This is a genomic window from Limnohabitans sp. JirII-31 (genome assembly GCF_002778315.1).
GTDB lineage: Bacteria > Pseudomonadota > Gammaproteobacteria > Burkholderiales > Burkholderiaceae_C > Limnohabitans.
In genome coordinates this window covers 13,932-33,392 of sequence record NZ_NESA01000019.1, presented here as the reverse complement: position 1 = coordinate 33,392, position 19,461 = coordinate 13,932, and the positions used below count along the sequence as shown (strand labels likewise).

1 protein-coding gene is annotated in these 19,461 nt (G+C 60.3%); it reads left to right on the top strand.

All coding sequences use genetic code 11. The features are described 5' to 3' along the window. Positions 1-67: 67 nt before the first annotated feature. Positions 68-19,447 carry an autotransporter-associated beta strand repeat-containing protein gene (locus B9Z41_RS16375; protein ID WP_100148156.1) on the top strand — a complete coding sequence of 6,460 codons (19,380 nt, stop codon included), beginning with the start codon at positions 68-70 and terminating at the stop codon, positions 19,445-19,447. Positions 19,448-19,461: the final 14 nt, after the last annotated feature.

Genomic DNA, 19,461 nt, shown 5'->3' with positions numbered 1-19,461 from the left:
TCGAAGGTCAAGACGCGATCGCTCAAAAACCACGCAAGCCTGGCAGCAAAAGGTGGGGCGGTAAGTCATGAACAAGATCCACCGCGTCCTTTGGAATAAGAACACCCAGACTTTTGTCGCGGTTGCAGAGGTAGCCAAATCCTGCGGCAAAGGCACGGCGCGCGCTCGCGTTTGCGCAGTGACAGCAAGCAACCTAGACCTTGCGTTGCAAACGATGTGGGCCGCTTTGGCGAGCGCAGGCTTGTGTTGGAGCGCTGCTTTCGCGCAAACACTGGCTCCTGCCCAGTTGCCTATGGGCGGCCAAGTCAGCGCTGGCAGCGCCAGCATCGCGCAGTCTGGTGGCAGCATGGCCATCACGCAAAACAGCCAGCGCGCCGCCATCAACTGGCAAAGCTTCAATGTGGGCTCACAGGCCAAGGTCAACATCACGCAGCCCAGCAGCAGCAGCGTCTTGCTCAACCGCATCTTGGGCAACTCTGCTTCACAAATCTATGGGCAAATCAACGCCAACGGGCAAGTGATCATGTCCAACCCGTCGGGCGTGTATTTCTCGCCCACGGCGTCGGTCGATACCAGCGCGTTCACCGCCACCACCCACGGCATCAGCGACACCGACTTCATGGCTGGCATCATGAAGTACACCCGCGATGGGGCCACCGGAAAAATCATCAACGAAGGCGCCATCTCTGCAGGCCTGGCGGGCTACATCGCCTTGCTGGCACCGGAGGTGCGCAACAGCGGGTTGGTCGTGGCCAAACTCGGCACTGTGGTCATGGCTGCGGGTGAAACGTTTGAACTCGAATTTGACAAACAAAACCGACTGACCAACATCTTGGTGGCTCCTGCCACCATCGCAGCCTTGGTGGAAAACCGTCAAGCCGTGCAAGCACCGGGTGGCCTGATCATTTTGTCGGCACAAGCCGCCAACCAGCTGCAAAGCGGCATCGTCAAAAACTCAGGTGTCGTACAAGCCACCGGCTTGGTGGACAACGGAGGGGTGATTCGACTGTCCGCCAGCCAACGCGTGGTCAACACCGGCACCCTGCAAGCCGATGCAGCCCCCAACAGCACAGGACAAGGCGGAACCATCACGGCCATCGCCGATTTGAGCAACGCCAACAGCAGCGCTGAAATTGGCGGCACGCTCTCAGCCAAGGGCGGAGATTTGGGTGGCAACGGTGGATTCATTGAAACCTCAGGGTCTCAAGTTGTCATTCAAAACAACACCACCGTCACCACCTTCGCCCCCAAAGGCAAGTCAGGCACTTGGCTGATCGACCCCACCGACTTCACCATCAGTTCAGGCACTGCCGCCCAAACGACCAGTGGCATCGGTGCAAGCACGCTGGTCACGGCCTTGAATGCTGGAGATGTCACCATCAGCACCAGCGCGACAGACACGACGACCAATGGCACGGTTGAACTTGGCAACATCTATGTGCAAGACAACATCATCAAAACATCGGGTGCCGCATCCACCTTGACGCTTGACGCCATCAACCGTATCAAAGTGGATGCGGGCGTCACCATCGGTCACAGCGGAGCCAATGCACTGAACTTGAACTTGAGCACCGGCGGAGGCAATGGCGCTAGAAATTTTGAAGGTATTTTCAGTGGCAGCGGTAGCCTGACCAAAAGCGGCACCGGCATCTTGACCCTCACGGGCAGCAACACCTACACCGGCAACACCACGGTCAGTGGCGGCATGCTGCAAGTTGGCGACGGCACATCGGGCTCGCTCAATGCGTCGAGCGCGGTGGACGTGGCCAGTGGCGCAACGCTGATGCTCAACCAGGCAACGGGGTCGAGCTTTGCAAACGCGGTGAGCAATAACGGCACGCTGACTTTTGCGCAGAGCGGCAACCTCACCGCTTCGGGTGTGATCTCGGGCACAGGTGCACTCATCCAATCGGGTTCGGGTGCAACCAAGGTGAACGGAAATAACACCTACAACGGCACCACCACCGTGAACTCTGGGAAGTTGGAAATAGCATCCAATTTCGGCTTTGAATCCTCCAATGCAGGCAAGGCCTACACCGTCAATGGTGGTGTATTGCAATTCGATGGAGGAAGTATTTTCTCCGCTTCATCCAACACCTCCGTCTACGTGTATGGCGGTGGGCAGTTGTTATTCAATAACTCCAATCCAAGCCAGGACAGTATTTCGTATTTCGGAAACATCACGCTTGATTCAAGCAATGGTGTTGCTGCGCAAGTAAGTTCTAGCAGTTCATCGTATGCCATGAAATTCGGAAGTGATCGTGCGGCCAGGATCGTCACGTCTATTGGTACTGTCGACAACATATTTGCAGCACCCGCAACGTTGGTGAGTGGCCCAAGTGGCTCGCTGACTTTTAACGTCAGCAACAATTTATGGATGTCTGGAATCATCAACGACTATTCCAGCTTGAAAGGTGCATCCGTCACAAAAACGGGTACGGGCACGTTGAAGTTCACGGGTGCCAACAGCTACATCGGCACCACAACCATCAGCAACGGCACGCTGGCGCTGTCTGGCTCAGGCAGCATCGCCAGCTCGTCGAGCGTGGCAAGCTCCGGCGCTGGTGTTGTGGATATTTCGGGCACCACCAGCGGGGCGACCCTGGTCTCTTTGACAGGCACCTCCTCTGCAACCACTGGTGTAGTGCTTGGCAGCAAAAGCCTCACGCTGAGCAATGCATCGGGCACTTATGCAGGCGTCATCGGCGGCACGGGTGGCCTGACGCTGGCTGCGGGCAGCGAAACACTGTCTGGCACCAACACCTACAGCGGCGGCACCTCGGTGACTGGCGGCACCTTGAACGTAGGAAGTGCCAGCGCTTTGGGCAACAGCAGTGCAGCGCTCACTGTCAACGGCGGCACACTGAATTTAGGCAGCAACAGCATCAGCACAGGGGCCGTCACCATTGGAAGTACGGGCGGCAGCATCACTGGCACCACGGGCGTTTTGACCGCAACGGGCTACACCTTCAACAACACGGTGGGCAATGCCGCCACCGTGTCGGCCATCTTGGCGGGCTCAGGCAGCTTGACGCAAGCAGGCACCGGCACCACCACCTTGAGTGGGGCCAACAGCTACAGCGGTGTCACCAACATCAACGCGGGCACGATCCAACTCGGGGCGGCTGGCTCTGGGGCCAACAGCCCCTTGGGCACCAACGCTGCGGGCACCATCGTGGCTGCTGGCGCTGCGCTCGACCTCAACGGTTGGAGCCTCGCCACCAGCGAAGCTCTGACCTTGAGCGGCACAGGCGTCGCCAATGACGGTGCCTTGAAAAACACCGGCGCATCCACGGCCACCTATTCGGGGCTGATCACCTTGGGTGCCAGCACCACCATCACAGGGGGTACTGGGGCCATCAACCTCAGTAACACCGGCACCATCACTGGCGCGGGCTTGAACCTGACCTTGGACGGTGCACAAGGCGGCACCTTGGCCAGTGTGCTGGGAACCGGAAGCGGCCAGCTCAACAAAACGGGCGCGGGCACTTGGACGGTCTCTGGAAACAGCACCTTCACGGGGTACACCAACATCAACGCCGGCGTGCTCAAACTAGGGTCTGTGGGCACTGGCGGCAACACGCCGCTGGGCACCACAGCGGGTAGCACCCTCGTGACCAGTGGCGGCACGCTCGACCTCAACGGCTTGAACCTCAGCACCCAAGAAAACCTGAGCATCAGTGGTTCAGGATCGGGCGGCATGGGTGCCATTGCCAACAGCAACACGTCCACCGTCGCACTCAGCCAAAACATCACCTTGGCGGGTGCTGCCACCATTTCAGGCAACAGCGGCAACATCACCCTCAGCAGCAGCATCGCGGGTGGCAACAATGTGCTCACTCTCGGCGGCGGCACAGGCGGCAGCGTCAACAGCGTGCTCAACACCACCCTTGGCGGTTTGGTCAAAGACGGCGCAGGCACTTGGGGCTTGGCGGGTGCCAACACCTACACCGGCAGCACCACCTTGGCAGGCGGCAAACTCAGGCTGGACCACGCCAGCGCCAGTGCAAACAATGCGACCAATGCCATAGGTCCGTCAGGGCAAATCTTTTTCACGGGCGGGGCCTTGCAGTTCAGCGCCACCAACACAGTGGACTATTCGTCGCGCTTCAACACCAGCGCCAGCCAGGCCTATGCGTTTGACACCAATGGCCAAAACGTCACCTTGGCCACCGTGGCGGCCAGCACGGGCACCTTCACCAAAAGCGGCACTGGCAACCTGACCATCACCGATGCCACCCCCCACTTTGGCAACGCCACCCAGGGTGCGACCACGATCAGCGCTGGAACGCTGACCTTGACAGTCGCCAACCCCAGGGCGATTGCCGCACAAGCCAGCATCAGCGGTGCTGGCACCTTGGCCATTGAGCACAGCACCGCAGCCGGCGCCACCGGCTTTAACAGCACGGTGACCACCAGCACCGACTTGTTGTTCAGCACGGGCGGCGGCAGCTTGGGCGCATTGAGCGTGGGCAAAACAGGGGCCACGGCCAACATCACCCTCGACAGCCTCGCCAACATCAGCATCACCGGTAACCAAAGCTACTTTGGCGGCAACGTCACCATCGCCAACAATGCCTCGTCGACTTACACCAATTGGAGCAATGGCGCCACGCTGACCTTGTCCGGCACGACATCGGTCAACATCTTGGCCCCCGTCTACATCAACAATGCCAACAGCAGCATTGCCATCAAAACCAGCCAAGCCACGGGTGGGGGCAACAACGTGGGCTATTACGGCTTTGGCCTGAGCAGCAGTGGGTTTGCTGGACGCCTGCAATTCAGCGGTGCCTCGGGTCAGACCTTCACCACACAAGACGGCACCAACAGCGCCAACCTCAAAAATTACACCTTCATCACCACACTGGCAGAGCTCAACACCTCTTTGGCCACTGGCAATTACGCACTGCGCACCGACATAGATGCAACCAGCTTTTTGCTGCCAGGCGTGGCAGGACAAGACAACGGCACAGGCATCGGCAACCCCTACCCCTACACCTACGTTCGCAATGGCAGCTTCACCGGCAGCTTGGCGGGCTTGGGGCACACCGTCACCAACCTGAGCATCCGCAGCAACGGCGCCAGCTTCTCGGGCATGTTTTCCCAATTGGGCGGCGGTGCCGTGGTGCAAGACGTCCGGTTTGAAAAAGCCAACGTCACCGGCCTCAACATGAATTACTTTGGCACCCTCTCGGGCTATGCCAACGGAGCCAACATCACCGGCATCATGGCGGCCAATGGGTCGGTGAACCTCACTGGCAGCGGCTCAGCAGCCGGCGGTATCGTGGGCTACACCGAAAGCGGCACGATCCGCGACGCTTGGGTCGTCAACAACCCCGTGACGGGTTTTGCACAAACCGGTGGCATTGCGGGACGCACCTTGATGACGGCCAGCAACGTGCACAACCTCAACAGCACCATCATCAGCAATGGCAACAGCAACTCAGTGGGAGGTCTGTTTGGCGAAAAGTGGAACAACTACGGGCTCTCCGACTCCGACTCCACAGGCAACGTCACCGGCAGCGGCAACTACGTGGGCGGCCTGGTCGGCTACAACTGGGGAGCGGTCACCAACGCTTCTGCCTCAGGCAATGTCACGGGCTGCTTGACGTCGACTTACACCAGTGTCGGCGGGTTGATCGGCTACCACTATTCCGGAGCCATCACCAACGCCAGTGCATCGGGCAATGTGCTGAACTATTGGGCCTATGTGGGTGGTCTGGTGGGCTACAACTGGGACAACACGGTGATGACCAATGTCTCGGCCAGCGGCACGGTGCGCAGCACCAACCACGCAACGACAGGTGGACTGGTTGGTTACGCGGGAAACTCTTTAACACTCAACAATTCAAGCTACAGCGGCACGTCAGTGAGCAGTGGGACCGGTGATCTAGGTGTTGGTGGCCTAGCGGGTTACGTGGATGGGCGCATCACCATCTCCAACTCCAGCGTCAGCAACGCCAGCTCACGCATCACCATCAACTCGACAGGTGCCACAGGCGGCATGGTCGGCTGGGCACGCAATGGTGTCACCATCAATGACTCGTACGTGTCCAACGCCAACATCACAGGCGGCACCTATGTGGGCGGCTTGGTGGGTGAGCAACGCAGAAGCGACGTCCTCATCAACAACGCCTATGCGGGCGGCAGTGGCAACACCAACGTCATTGGCTCCAATTTTGTCGGCGGTTTGGTCGGCGAGATGACCGCTGGGCGCATCAACAACGCCTACTTTTCGGGCAACGTCACCGGCAGCAACAGCTACGGCGGCATCGTGGGCTTTTTAAAGCCAGGTGCGTACCTGTCCAACACCTACTACAACGTCAGCGCTTCGCTCATCAACGGCAACCCCACGCTCACCATCGGCGGTTTGTACAGCGGTCAATTCAGCGATTGGGTGAGCAGCAACGCGAGCACCGTGGCATCACGCGCGTTGACCATTGGCAATTACTTTGACAGCGATGGTGGTTACTACACCATCAACTCCAGCAACACCATCGGCGCCAGAAACGACCTGAGCAACCTGATGGGGTTTGCACAAGGCGACACCAGTGGCAACGCCAACGCCTACAAGTTCAAACTCACCGCCAACGTGGACGTGGCGGCAGCCACCACCAAGTTCGTGCCCTACTTTGCAGCGGCTGAATTCAAAGGCAATGGTTTCGCAGTAAGCAACTTCTCCTGGAACGCGTCAACCTCCAACGTGGGCTTCTTCGGCTTTGCGCACAAGAGCACGATCAGCGACCTGCAAGTCGCCAGCGTTCCCTATGAAAGCGTTGGCAACTACAACGCCGTCAACGGCCAATACTATGTGGGTACGGCCATAGGCTCGCTCTACGGTGGCGTGTTGTACAACTCGAGTGCGATCTTGGGCGGCACCACGCGCGGGCTCGACAACACGGGCGGCTTCATCGGCTACTTTGGCAACGGTGCCATGGGCAACGTCAGCGCCACACGCTTGGCCTCGGTCACCAATGCATCCCAAGCCATGGTCATCGGCACCATGTCGTACAGCGTAGACGGGGACCAGTGGCAAGACTTGCGCGGCAACACGGGTGGCGTGGCGGGCTATGTCGGCAGTTCGTCCGTCAACCAACTCACGTCCAATCTGGACATCAATGCCTCTGGCTACCAAAGCGGTGGCTTGATGGGCTACCTCTCCGTTGGCAACTACGCACATGCGTCCGTCACGGCCAATGCGGCAACCAACCTGAGCGCCAGTGGCAACGTCACGTCAAATAACCTGTACACAGCCGGGCTGATAGGCCAAGCTGTGAGCATCTCAAGCACCTCAGGTAATTGGAGCGCCTCAGGCAATGTCACTGGAGCCAATTACACGGGTGGGCTCATTGGTGCCGTGTCTGGAACGAGCACCATCAAAGACTCCCGTTACATCGGCCCATCTGTCTCAGGCAACACCTATGTGGGTGGATTGATTGGGGTGGCCAACTGCATCAGTGCTGTGGTGCAAGGCTCCTACGCCACCACCAACATCACCGCCACGGGCGACTATGTGGGCGGCTTGATCGGCTACTTCGAAGGCGCATTGGGCGACAGCAGCACAGCCTCTGCATCGGCCTATGGCAGTGCGAGCAACCACAGCTACGCCATGGGCAACGTCACTGGCCGCTATGACGTGGGGGGCCTGATGGGCCGCCTGGGCAGCTATGGCCAAGTCATCAACACCACGGCCAGTGTCAACATCACCGCCGACGCGAACTTTGGTGGTCTGATCGGTTACCTCACACCCGGCGCAGAGGTGACCAACTCCCACTACAACATGGCGGGCATCACCATCCGTGCCTACACGCCTGACAGCCCGTCCACCCGCTTGCTCCTGACCGACGCCAACGGCCTGCTGACCATCGGCGGCTTGTATGGGCCCCAATTCAACACCTGGTACAACGCTGGCGCACTCGATGGGCTGTCCAGCGGGCCCGCCAACGATGCCAACAGCTTCACCCTGTCAGGGGGCTACTACAGCATTGACAGCGTTGACAAACTCAAAAGCTATCTGGGCTATGCCGACCAAAGCGCCCTGAAGTTCAGCCTGGACGCCGCCCTGAACCTGCCTGCGGGCCTGTATGTGCCCTATGTGGCGGGTGAGCTGCGTGGCAATAACGCCATCATCAGCAATTTGTCGTTGAGTCAAAACACATCCAACCTAGGATTCATCGGCCATTTGCGCAACAACAGCACCCAGGCCAGCGCCAATTTATCGCTCTCCAACCTCAGCGTGAGCGGCAGCATCAACGGCATGATGAACTTGGGGCTGGTGGCAGGCTCGGACTGGCAACGCAACATCACCGACGCGAATACCTCGGGCAGTGTGACGGGCACTGACAACTACTACAACATCATTGGCCTTGACAAAGATGATCGAGGCGAAAACAACAACAGCTGGAGCAACGCAGGCGGCGTGTTGGGCTATGGCTGGGGGCGCAATACCAACAACACCACGACCTTGCAGTTGACCAACATCAGCTCATCGGCCAACGTCACAGGGGTCAACGCAGTGGGCGGGCTGGCCGGGCAAATCCAGTTCGGGCGCATCACCAGCAGCAGCAGCACGGGCGCTGTGACCAGCGTGGCCAAAACCAATATTTCGGTTTACCGCACCGGTGGCTTGGTCGGTTACCTCAACTCCAATTACTCAGAAATCAGCAACAGCAACCACACCATCGGCTTGGTCAAGGGTTTTAACTACGTCGGTGGTTTGGCCGGAGAGGCCATGGGCCAACTGGGGGTCAACGTCTCAGTCAACAGCACCCCCAGCTACAACACCTTTGTCTCCAGCAATGTCGAGAGCAACGGGGAACGCACCGGTGGTTTGGTGGGCTCGTTCTCGTCGGGCTACATCACCAACGCCCAAATGAGCGGCACGGTCACGGGTTGGACCAACGCCGGTGTGCCCGGCTACACCGGCAACACCTACACCGGCGGTATCGGTGGCTATGTCACGGGCACAGACGTCAAATACGTGCGCTACATCGGCAGCTTGGTCAAAGGCAGCCAACAAACAGGGGGGCTGATTGGTCACCACGACAACACCCTGTCTTACGCTTACAGCAGTGGCAACGTCACCTCCAACTCCGACTATGTGGGCGGCCTGACGGGCTACAGCAACACCATCAACTACGGCAACAGCACGGCCACGGTGACAGGCGGCACCTACACCGGTGGCGTGGCGGGTTATATGGGTGGCAGCATCAACAACTCGAATTACACCGGGGCCTTGGTCACAGGTGGCAACCAATCCGGTGGATTGGTTGGCCACATAGACAACACCATCGACAACTCGTATTCAACTGGCAATGTCATAGGCACCTCTTCCTACACGGGCGGCTTGGTCGGCTACGCTAGTAACTGGGTACGTACCACGTATGCCACAGGCAATGTGATCGGTCCCAGCGATCACGTGGGAGGCCTGGCTGGCTATGCGACCTACATTGATGCGTCCTACGCCACGGGCAATGTCACGGGTAGCTCATCCTATGTGGGCGGGCTCGCGGGTCGTTTCAACCAGCTAGGCAACAACATCAGCTCTGTCACCTCCTACGCAACGGGCAATGTCACAGGCGCAGGCGAGCGTGTGGGTGGCTTGGTAGGCAGCACAGACGGCGGCAACATCTACAGCGCCTATGCCACCGGCAAAGTGACTGGCAACTCCAACTACGTTGGTGGTCTGGCAGGCAATATAGGGGGCGGCACCGTCACCAACGCCTACGCCACGGGCAACGTCACGGGTCTAGGTGCCTACGTCGGTGGATTCGCAGGCTACAACTCCGGCACGCTCACAGCGCCCACGTCCAGTGGCTCTGTCAGCGGTGGGCAGCAGGTGGGCGGTCTGGTGGGTCGCAATGACTCGGTGGTCAACTCTGGCACCAGCTCGGGCAACGTCACGGCCACGAACAACTACATAGGTGGCTTGGTGGGCTTCAACGTGGGCACCATCAACACCTCGTCTTCCACGGGCTATGTTTACACCGCCAACAGCAGCAACTCGTACTACGTGGGTGGCTTTGCTGGGTGGAACCAGGGCACCATCAGCTACTCGTCGGACACCATCAGCGTGGTCAACCCCACCAGCTTGGTGGGCGTCCGAGGTACGCAACGTGTGGGTGGTTTTGTGGGGCAAAACTCCGGCACCATCAGCAACGCCACCAGCAGCACCAGCACCAGCGCTCAAAACGACTATCTGGGTGGCTTTGTCGGATGGATAGATGGCGGCACCATCAGCAACTCAGGCGCTTGGGGCACGGTGGTGGGCCCCTACTCGGTGGGCGGTTTTGCAGGCTACCAAAACGGCGGCACGATCCAAACCTCTTTTGCCAACACCGTGGTCTCAGCAGGCGACACGGGGTTGACCGCCAGTGGCAGCCGAGTGGGCGGCTTTGTTGGGACGATGAACAACGGCAGCATCACCAGCTCGCGCGCTGCGGGCTCGGTCACGGGTTTGGGCAAGGTCGGGGGCTTTGCGGCCTACATCACCAACAGTGCGACGATCAACACCTCGTATGCCACCGGTGCGGTGACGCAAACCAACACCTCGACCGCATCCACCACAGGAGGCGTCGGTGGTTTTGTCGGTTACCTGGATGCCAACTTCATCGGCAGCATCAGTGACTTTTACGCCATGGGCTCGGTCACCGGCACGCAAAACGTGGGCGGCTTGATCGGTTACGCAGACCGGGGCACGTTGACCAACGGCTACGCCACGGGCATGACCAGCTTCAACACCGCCAGCAACCCCAGCCCAGCCAACATCGGGGGCGTGTTTGGCAACTTCAACGCCACCGCGCTTCGCGTGACCAAGTCCAATTTGTATTGGAATACCGACACCTCCAACCAATCCGCCAGCGGTGGCTTTGGCACCGGTTTGACCACTGCGCAGTTCAAAGACACCCTCAGCAACACCGTGGGTTTCAATGGCTCGAATACCAACTGGAACACCAGCACAGGCCTCTTCCCCTATCTGCAAGTGTTCTACCCAACACAAGCACGCGGCATTGAAGGCTATGCCTACTTGAGCAATGGGTCTGTGGCGCAACGCGCACAGGTGGGGCAATACACATCGGGCACCTTGCTCAACGGCGGCACGGCGTCTACCGGGGTCAACGGTTATTACTACAGCGTGGTGGGCACCAACACCTTGTTCAGCGACTCGGCCATTCCTGAGACGATTGCCAACATCACCGTCACCAGCGGCGGCAGCAACTACGTCAACAACGGCACGGTCAGCATCAGCGGTGGCGGTGGGTCGGGTGCCACCGCCACGTCGACCCGCAATGCATCGAACAACACGATGCAAAGCATCACCCTCACCAACGCCGGAACGGGTTACACATCGGCTCCCAATGTGACCATCAGTGGCGGCGGTGGCTCTGCCGCAGGGGCCACCTTCAACGTGACCCTCAGCGTGCCTTTTTTCAACACCACGCAGTTGGCCACCTTGTTGATGCTCGACGGCAACAGCACCGTCAACAGCACGGTGGCAGGCATGTCGTATACCGACCGCATCCTCACCGACAACACCGCCTACCTCTACAAAGACGCCAACACCAATGTGATGGGCAAGGTGGTCCAGGGCATCACACGCTTGAGCACGCAAAACAGTTCGGCCTCGGGCATGAACACCGACCTCAACACCACCCTCGGCACCACCAAGCGCGCCAGCTTTGCCACCAACTTGACCACCATCTCGTCGCTGGAACTGTTCTCACGTGCCAGCAGCTTTAACCTTGACACCCCGCTGAGCTATGCCGACAACGGCGTGAGCAACGCGGGCAACATCACCGTCAACGGCAACAGCAGCGTGACCCTGACGGGCGGCTCTTTTGTGAGCACCAAGGCGCAGACTTACAACGCCTTGCTGACCTTGGGTGCAGACACCACCATGAATGCCACCACGGTCACCACCAACGCCACCTTGGTGGGTGGCAACTACAACCTGAGTGTGAACAACGTGGCCGCAGCCAACAGTGGCAACTTGGTCACAGGTGGCGACTTCACGGGCCTTGGCAACCTCTGGGTCACGGGCAACAGCAGCCTCAACGGCAACGTCAGCTCCAGCGGCAACCAAACCTACAACGGCACGGTGGTTCTGGAAACCGATGTCAACCTCAATGCCAGCAATGCCACGGCCACTGTCAAGCTCAACCGCACGGTCAACAGCAACGCTGCGGCTGCACATTGGCTGAGCATCAACCTCAGCACCCCAGGCGGCAGCACGATCTTGAACGGTGCCTTGGGCAACACCGGGCCGCTGACAAACGTGACGCTCAATGCCACCAACATCGCACTCAACGGAGCGAGCATCACCTCCAATGGGAACCAGTCGTACCGAGGGTCCATCACTCTGGGCGCCAACACCCAGATGCAGGCCAACAACGCGGCAGCCGTGATCACCCTCAACGGCACGGTCAACAGCGATGGCACGGCGCGCGCCTTGAACTTGAACGCCAGCAACGCCACGGGGCGTGTGGTGGTGTTGGGTGCTGTGGGCAACAGTGCGGCCTTGGCCAACCTCAGCGTCAACACCACGGCCATCGCCCTCAATGGCAGCAGCGCCAACACCACGGGCAACCAGACCTACATCGGCAACATCACGCTGGGATCAGATAACAACCTATCGGCCAGCGGTAGCAACGCCATCATTTGGCTAACCAACACCGTCAACAGCGACAGCACAGCACGGGCTTTGAACCTCAACGCCTCGGGCACCAACGGCTCAGCAGTGCTCAATGGCGCACTGGGCAACACTGCCGCTCTGGCGTCTGTCAACGCCAACGCCAGCGCCATTGCCTTGAACAGCGGCAGCGTCAACACCACAGGCAACCAGACCTACGCAGGTGCTGTGACGCTGGGTGCCGACACCGCACTCACCGGCAACAACGTCATCACCACCAGCGGCTCCACCGTGGCAGGTGCGGGCTACAGCATGAACGTCACAGGCAACGCCAACCTCGGCGGAGATGTGACCAACGTCAGCAGCGTCAACGTCAGCGGCACCACGCGTCTGGCGGCCAATGTCAGTTCTACCGGCAATCAAAGCTATGCAGGTGCCATGACGCTGGGCAGCGATGCCGCCTTGTTGTCAAGCGGCACCAATGCCTTGATCACCACCGCCAGCACGGTCAACAGCGACAGCACCGCACGTGCCTTGAACGTCAACGCCTCGGGCACCAACGGCTCAGCGGTGCTCAATGGCGCACTGGGCAACACCGCTGCGCTGGCGTCTGTCAATGCCAACGCTAGCACGATTGCCTTGAACAACGGCAGCGTCAACACCACAGGCAACCAGAGCTACACCGGTGCTGTCACCCTGGGTGCTGATACCACCCTCTCGGCCAGCGGCGCCAACGCCGTGATCACCGCCAACGGCCCCGTCAACAGCGACAGCACGGCACGGGCTTTGAACCTCAACGCCTCGGGCACCAACGGCTCAGCAGTGCTCAATGGCGCACTGGGCAACACTGCCGCTCTGGCGTCTGTCAACGCCAACGCCAGCGCCATTGCCTTGAACAGCGGCAGCGTCAACACCACAGGCAACCAGACCTACGCAGGTGCTGTGACGCTGGGTGCCGACACCGCACTCACCGGCAACAACGTCATCACCACCAGTGGCTCCACCGTGGCAGGTGCGGGCTACCGCATGAACGTCACAGGCAACGCCAACCTCGCGGGCGATGTGACCAACGTCAGCAGCGTCAACGTCAGCGGCACCACGCGTCTGGCCGCCAATGTCAGCACCACCGGCAACCAAACCTATGTGGGTGCCATCACGCTGGGCAGCGATGCCACCTTGTTGGCCAGCGGTGCCAACGCGGTGATCACCACCGGCAGCACGGTCAACAGCGACAGCACCGCACGCGCCCTCACCGTCAACGCCTCGGGTACCAACGGCTCTGCCGTGGTCAACGCCGCGCTGGGCAACACCAACGCTCTGGCTACCCTCAACCTGACCGCCGCCAACATCGGCTTGAACGCCAGCAGCGTCAACACCACAGGCAACCAGACCTATGCAGGTGCTGTGACGCTGGGTGCCGACACCGCACTCACCGGCAACAACGTCATCACCACCAGCGGCTCCACCGTGGCAGGTGCGGGCTACCGCATGAACGTCACAGGCAACGCCAACCTCGGCGGAGATGTGACCAACGTCAGCAGCGTCAACGTCAGCGGCACCACGCGTCTGGCGGCCAATGTCAGTTCTACCGGCAATCAAAGCTATGCAGGTGCCATGACGCTGGGCAGCGATGCCACCTTGTTGTCAAGCGGCACCAATGCCTTGATCACCACCGCCAGCACGGTCAACAGCGACAGCACCGCACGTGCCCTCACCGTCAATGCCTCGGGGGCCAATGGCTCCGCAGTCTTCAATGGCGCACTGGGGAACACCGCCGCACTGGCTAGCTTGAACACCAGCGCCAGCGCGATTGCCTTGAACGGCAGCACCGTCAACACCACAGGCAACCAGTCCTACAGTGGCCCCGTCACCTTGGGCGCCGACACCACGCTTTCGGCCAGCGGGGCCAACGCGGTGATCACCACCGGCAGCACGGTCAACAGCGACAGCACCGCACGCGCCCTCACCGTCAACGCCTCGGGTACCAACGGCTCTGCCGTGGTCAACGCCGCGCTGGGCAACACCAACGCTCTGGCTACCCTCAACCTGACCGCCGCCAACATCGGCTTGAACGCCAGCAGCGTCAACACCACAGGTAACCAGACCTATGCAGGTGCTGTGACGCTGGGTGCCGACACCGCACTCACCGGCAACAACGTCATCACCACCAGTGGTTCCACCGTGGCAGGTGCGGGCTACCGCATGAACGTCACAGGCAACGCCAACCTCGGCGGAGATGTGACCAACGTCAGCAGCATCAACGTCAGCGGCACCACGCGTCTGGCGGCCAATGTCAGCACCACCGGCAATCAAAGCTATGCAGGTGCCATGACGCTGGGTAGCGATGCCGCCTTGTTGTCAAGCGGCACCAATGCCTTGATCACCACCGCCAGCACGGTCAACAGCGACAGCACCGCACGTGCCCTCACCGTCAATGCCTCGGGGGCCAATGGCTCGGCGGTCTTGAATGGCGCGCTGGGCAACACCAACGCGCTGACAGCACTCAACGTCAGCGCCAGCGCCATTGCCTTGAACGGCAGCACCGTCAACACCACAGGCAACCAGACCTACACCGGCCCCGTCACCTTAGGCGCAGACACCACCCTCTCGGCCAGCGGCTCCAACGCCGTGATCACCACCAACAGCGCCGTCAACAGTGACAGCACGGCACGTGCGCTCACCGTCAACGCCTCGGGTGCCAACGGCTCTGCCGTGGTCAACGCTGCGCTGGGCAACAACAACGCGCTGACCGCCCTCAACCTGACCGCCGCCAACATCGGCTTGAATGGCAGCAGCGTCAACACCACAGGTAACCAGACCTATGCAGGTGCTGTGACGCTGGGTGCCGACACCGCACTCACCGGCAACAACGTCATCACCACCAGTGGTTCCACCGTGGCAGGTGCGGGCTACCGCATGAACGTCACAGGCAATGCCTACCTCGCGGGCGATGTCAGCGGCATCACCACGCTGGACATCAGCGGCACCACGCGTCTGGCCGCCAATGTCAGCTCTACGGGCAACCAAAGCTATGCAGGGGCTGTGACTTTGGGCAGCGATGCCGCCGTCTCAACCAGCGGTAGCAACGCCATCATTTGGCTGACCAACACCGTCAACAGCGACAGCACAGCACGGGCTTTGAACCTCAGTGCAGCAGGCAGTAATGGCCGCGTGGTGGTCAGCAGCACCGTGGGCAACACCGCCGCACTGGCCAGCTTGAACACCAGCGCCAGCGCGATTGCTTTGAACGCCAGCAGCGTCAACACCACAGGTAACCAGACCTATGCAGGTGCTGTGACGCTGGGTGCCGACACCGCACTCACCGGCAACAACGTCATCACCACCAGTGGCTCCACCCTGGCGGGTGCGGGCTACAGCATGAACGTCACCGGCAACGCAAACCTCGGCGGAGATGTGAGCAACGTCAGCAGCGTCAACGTCAGCGGCACCACGCGTCTGGCCGCCAATGTCAGTTCTACCGGCAATCAAAGCTATGCAGGTGCCATGACGCTGGGCAGCGATGCCATCTTGTTGTCAAGCGGTGCCAACGCGGTGATCTCAATTGGCAGCACGGTCAACAGCGACAGCACGGCAAGGGCGCTGAACCTCAGAGCAACAGGCAGCGGTAGCCGCGTGGTGGTCAGTAGCACGCTGGGCAACACCGCAGCACTGGCCAGCCTGAACACCAGCGCCAGCGCGATTGCCTTGAACGGCAGCAGCGTCAACACCACTGGCAACCAGTCCTACAGTGGCCCCGTCACCTTGGGCGCAGACACCACCCTGTTGGCTAGCGGTGCCAATGCGGTGATCACCACCAACAGCGCCATTGACAGCGACAGCACGGCGCGGGCTTTGAACCTCAGTGCAACGGGCAGCGGTGGCCGCGTGGTGGTCAGCAGCACGGTGGGCAACACCGCTGTACTGGCCAGCTTGAACACCAGCGCCAGCGCGATTGCCTTGAACAGCAACACCGTCCACACCACGGGTAACCAGACCTACACCGGACCGGTCACCTTGGGTGCTGACACCACCCTCTCGGCCAGCGGCCCCAACGCCGTGATCACCGCCAACAGCGCCATTGACAGCGACAACACGCCGCGCTCGTTGACGGTGTCCGCAGCAGGAACCAACAGCCAAATCTTGCTGGCCAGTGCCGCAGGTGGCATCCACGATTTGAACGATTTGAGTTTGACCGCATCAGGCTTGTCACTCAATGGCGGAACTATCAACACGTCTGGCAACCAAAGCTACAACGGCTCCGTGACCTTGGGTGCCAATACGCAAATCACCCGCTCAGGCGCTGACGGCCTGATCACTTTCAATGGCACGCTCAACAGCGACAGCACGCCACGCGCGTTGACAGTCAACGCAAGCGGCGCAAACAGCACATTGAATCTTCAAAACTCAGTGGGTGCGAACCAAGCACTGTCGAGCTTTACCAACACGGCGACCACCACCCTGATTGGCAATGCATCGACGCTGTCTGCGGTGTCAATCAAAGCCTTGAACGACCTGCAATTCAGCGGCACGGTTGCGTTGCAGTCGCCCACGCACATCGACCTGGCCACGACTGGCAGTGTCACAGGTCACGTGGTGGGCTCGGGTGAGCTGTTCAAGGAAGGGGCCGGCACCTTGCTGCTGACCCAAGCCAACAGTTTCTCAGGCTCCACCCAGGTCAAGGCCGGAACTTTGGCGATCTCCAACGACCAAGCTTTGGGTGCCAACACCGCCCCCATCAGCGTAGCCCCTGGCGCAGTGCTGGATCTGCAAGCGGTGACGGTGGCTGCCAAGCCCTTGACACTGCAAGGCGGCACCTTGAGTGCGTCCAATGGCAACAGCAGCTGGACCGGGCCTGTGCTTTTAAGCGCCGACAGCCGCATGGATGTGTCGGGCCAGAAATTGACCATCAGCGGCGTGGTAGATGCCAGCCAAGCCGGCTTGGCACTGACAGGCTCAGGGGCAGTGGTGTTGGGCAACACCAGCAACACCGTGTCACGCCTGGCTGCGGCCAACAGCACAGCAGCAATTGACCTGAACAACAGCGCCCCCATGACGATTGGCAGTGTGACCACCGGTGGCGTGACGTACACAGGCGTCAAGAGCACCGGGGACATCACGCTCATCAGCTCTGCACCCACCACCGTAGCACTGGGCAGCAGCGTGGCGTCGACAGGGGGTGACGTGGTGCTAGAGACTTCACGGTTCATCAACCAAGCCGGTGCCAGCGCGCTGAGCACCTCGAATGCGAACCGCTGGCAAGTCTGGAGCACCAACCCCAACGCGTTTGTGGATGCCGCCTCTGGCGACAGCCTCAACACACTGAGCAACAACTACGTGTACTACAACGCGCGTCGTGACACGCTGCAAAACGTACCCGCTGGCAATGGCTTGCTTTACGCCTATGCCCCTGTGGCTGTGGCCAGCTTGACGGGCACGGTGGTGCGCAACTACGACGGTACGACCCATGCGTATCTGACGGATGGGAACTACGCTCACGTCAACGGGGTGCGACAACTCTCGGGGGCGGAAGATGTGCTGACGCTCAACAAACCGACCAACGGCTTGTATGTGAGCGCAGGCACGGGGCCCACGGCCAAAGACGTCGGTGCTCAAAAAGATGTGCAGGTCACGGGCTTGGTGCTCACGGCCACACAAGATGGCAAGCCCGTGTACGGCTACACCTTTGTCAACAGCGTCACGGGCACTGTGGGAGAGGTCAAGCCAGCCCCTTTGAACTTGGCTTTGACCAAGGTATACGAAGGCAACAACCGCTTTGACAACACCCTCAACAGCAGCAACTTCTATGCATTGACAGGCATGATTGGCAGCGAGGCTTCGCCCTCGATCAATGCAGGTATCGTCACCGTGGCCAGTCCCAATGCGGGCGTTTACAACCAATTCGCCAGCACCAGCTTCACCCTTGACAACCCCAACTACACCTTGGTGGGTGGTACGCAAATGGCGACCATCCAAAAAGCGCCCCTGGGTATCGCCGTCAAGACATTGTTCAAAGCCAAGACCGACCTGCCTGATATTGCCGCCAAAGATTTCACCGTGGTCGGTTTGCAAAATGGCGAGACGATTCCAAAGATCGACGTGCTGTCTCTGGCGTACAAAGATGTCTCTCGCAACGACGATAACTACGTCAAATCCATCGCGGTCAGTCCCGGTGCTGGGGTGGCCAACATGGCCAATTACGTCATCACGCAAGCCGTGAATGCGGTGCCCAAAGCGTCAGATGGTGGCAACACCATGAACATGGTCAAGCTGACCTCTCCTGATGAGGTGGTGAGCTTCCCTGCGGCACCGCCCCCGAGTCTGCCAGTCGCCACTGTCGCTCCACCTGCACCTGCACCCGCACCCGCACCCGCACCTGCACCTGCACCTGCACCTGCACCTGCACCTGCACCTGCACCTGCGCCTGCACCTGCGCCTGCGCCTGCGCCTGCGAGCGAAGCCTCGACCAACCAGGCCATCCCCGGTATTCGCATCAACACCATCTCGCTGCCCACGGCCCAAACCGCTGGCTTGGTCACCGTGATATTGCCCCAGGGATCGACCAATGTGACGACGACAGCCTTGGTGATTGCATTGCCACAAGCGGTGATCTCATCAGCCACCACACCCTCTGGTGAAAACACAAGCGTGAATGTGACCTTGCCAAACAACCAACCCTTGCCCGCGTGGATCCGCTACGACGCCAGCCAAAAAGCCTTGGTCACCTCGGCCGATTCGGCGGCGATGCTGCCCATCACAGTGGTGATCAGCATCGGCGATCAGCGCACGGTGGTGGTGGTCTCAGAATCACTTCAACCCTAAACCCTGACTCCTTC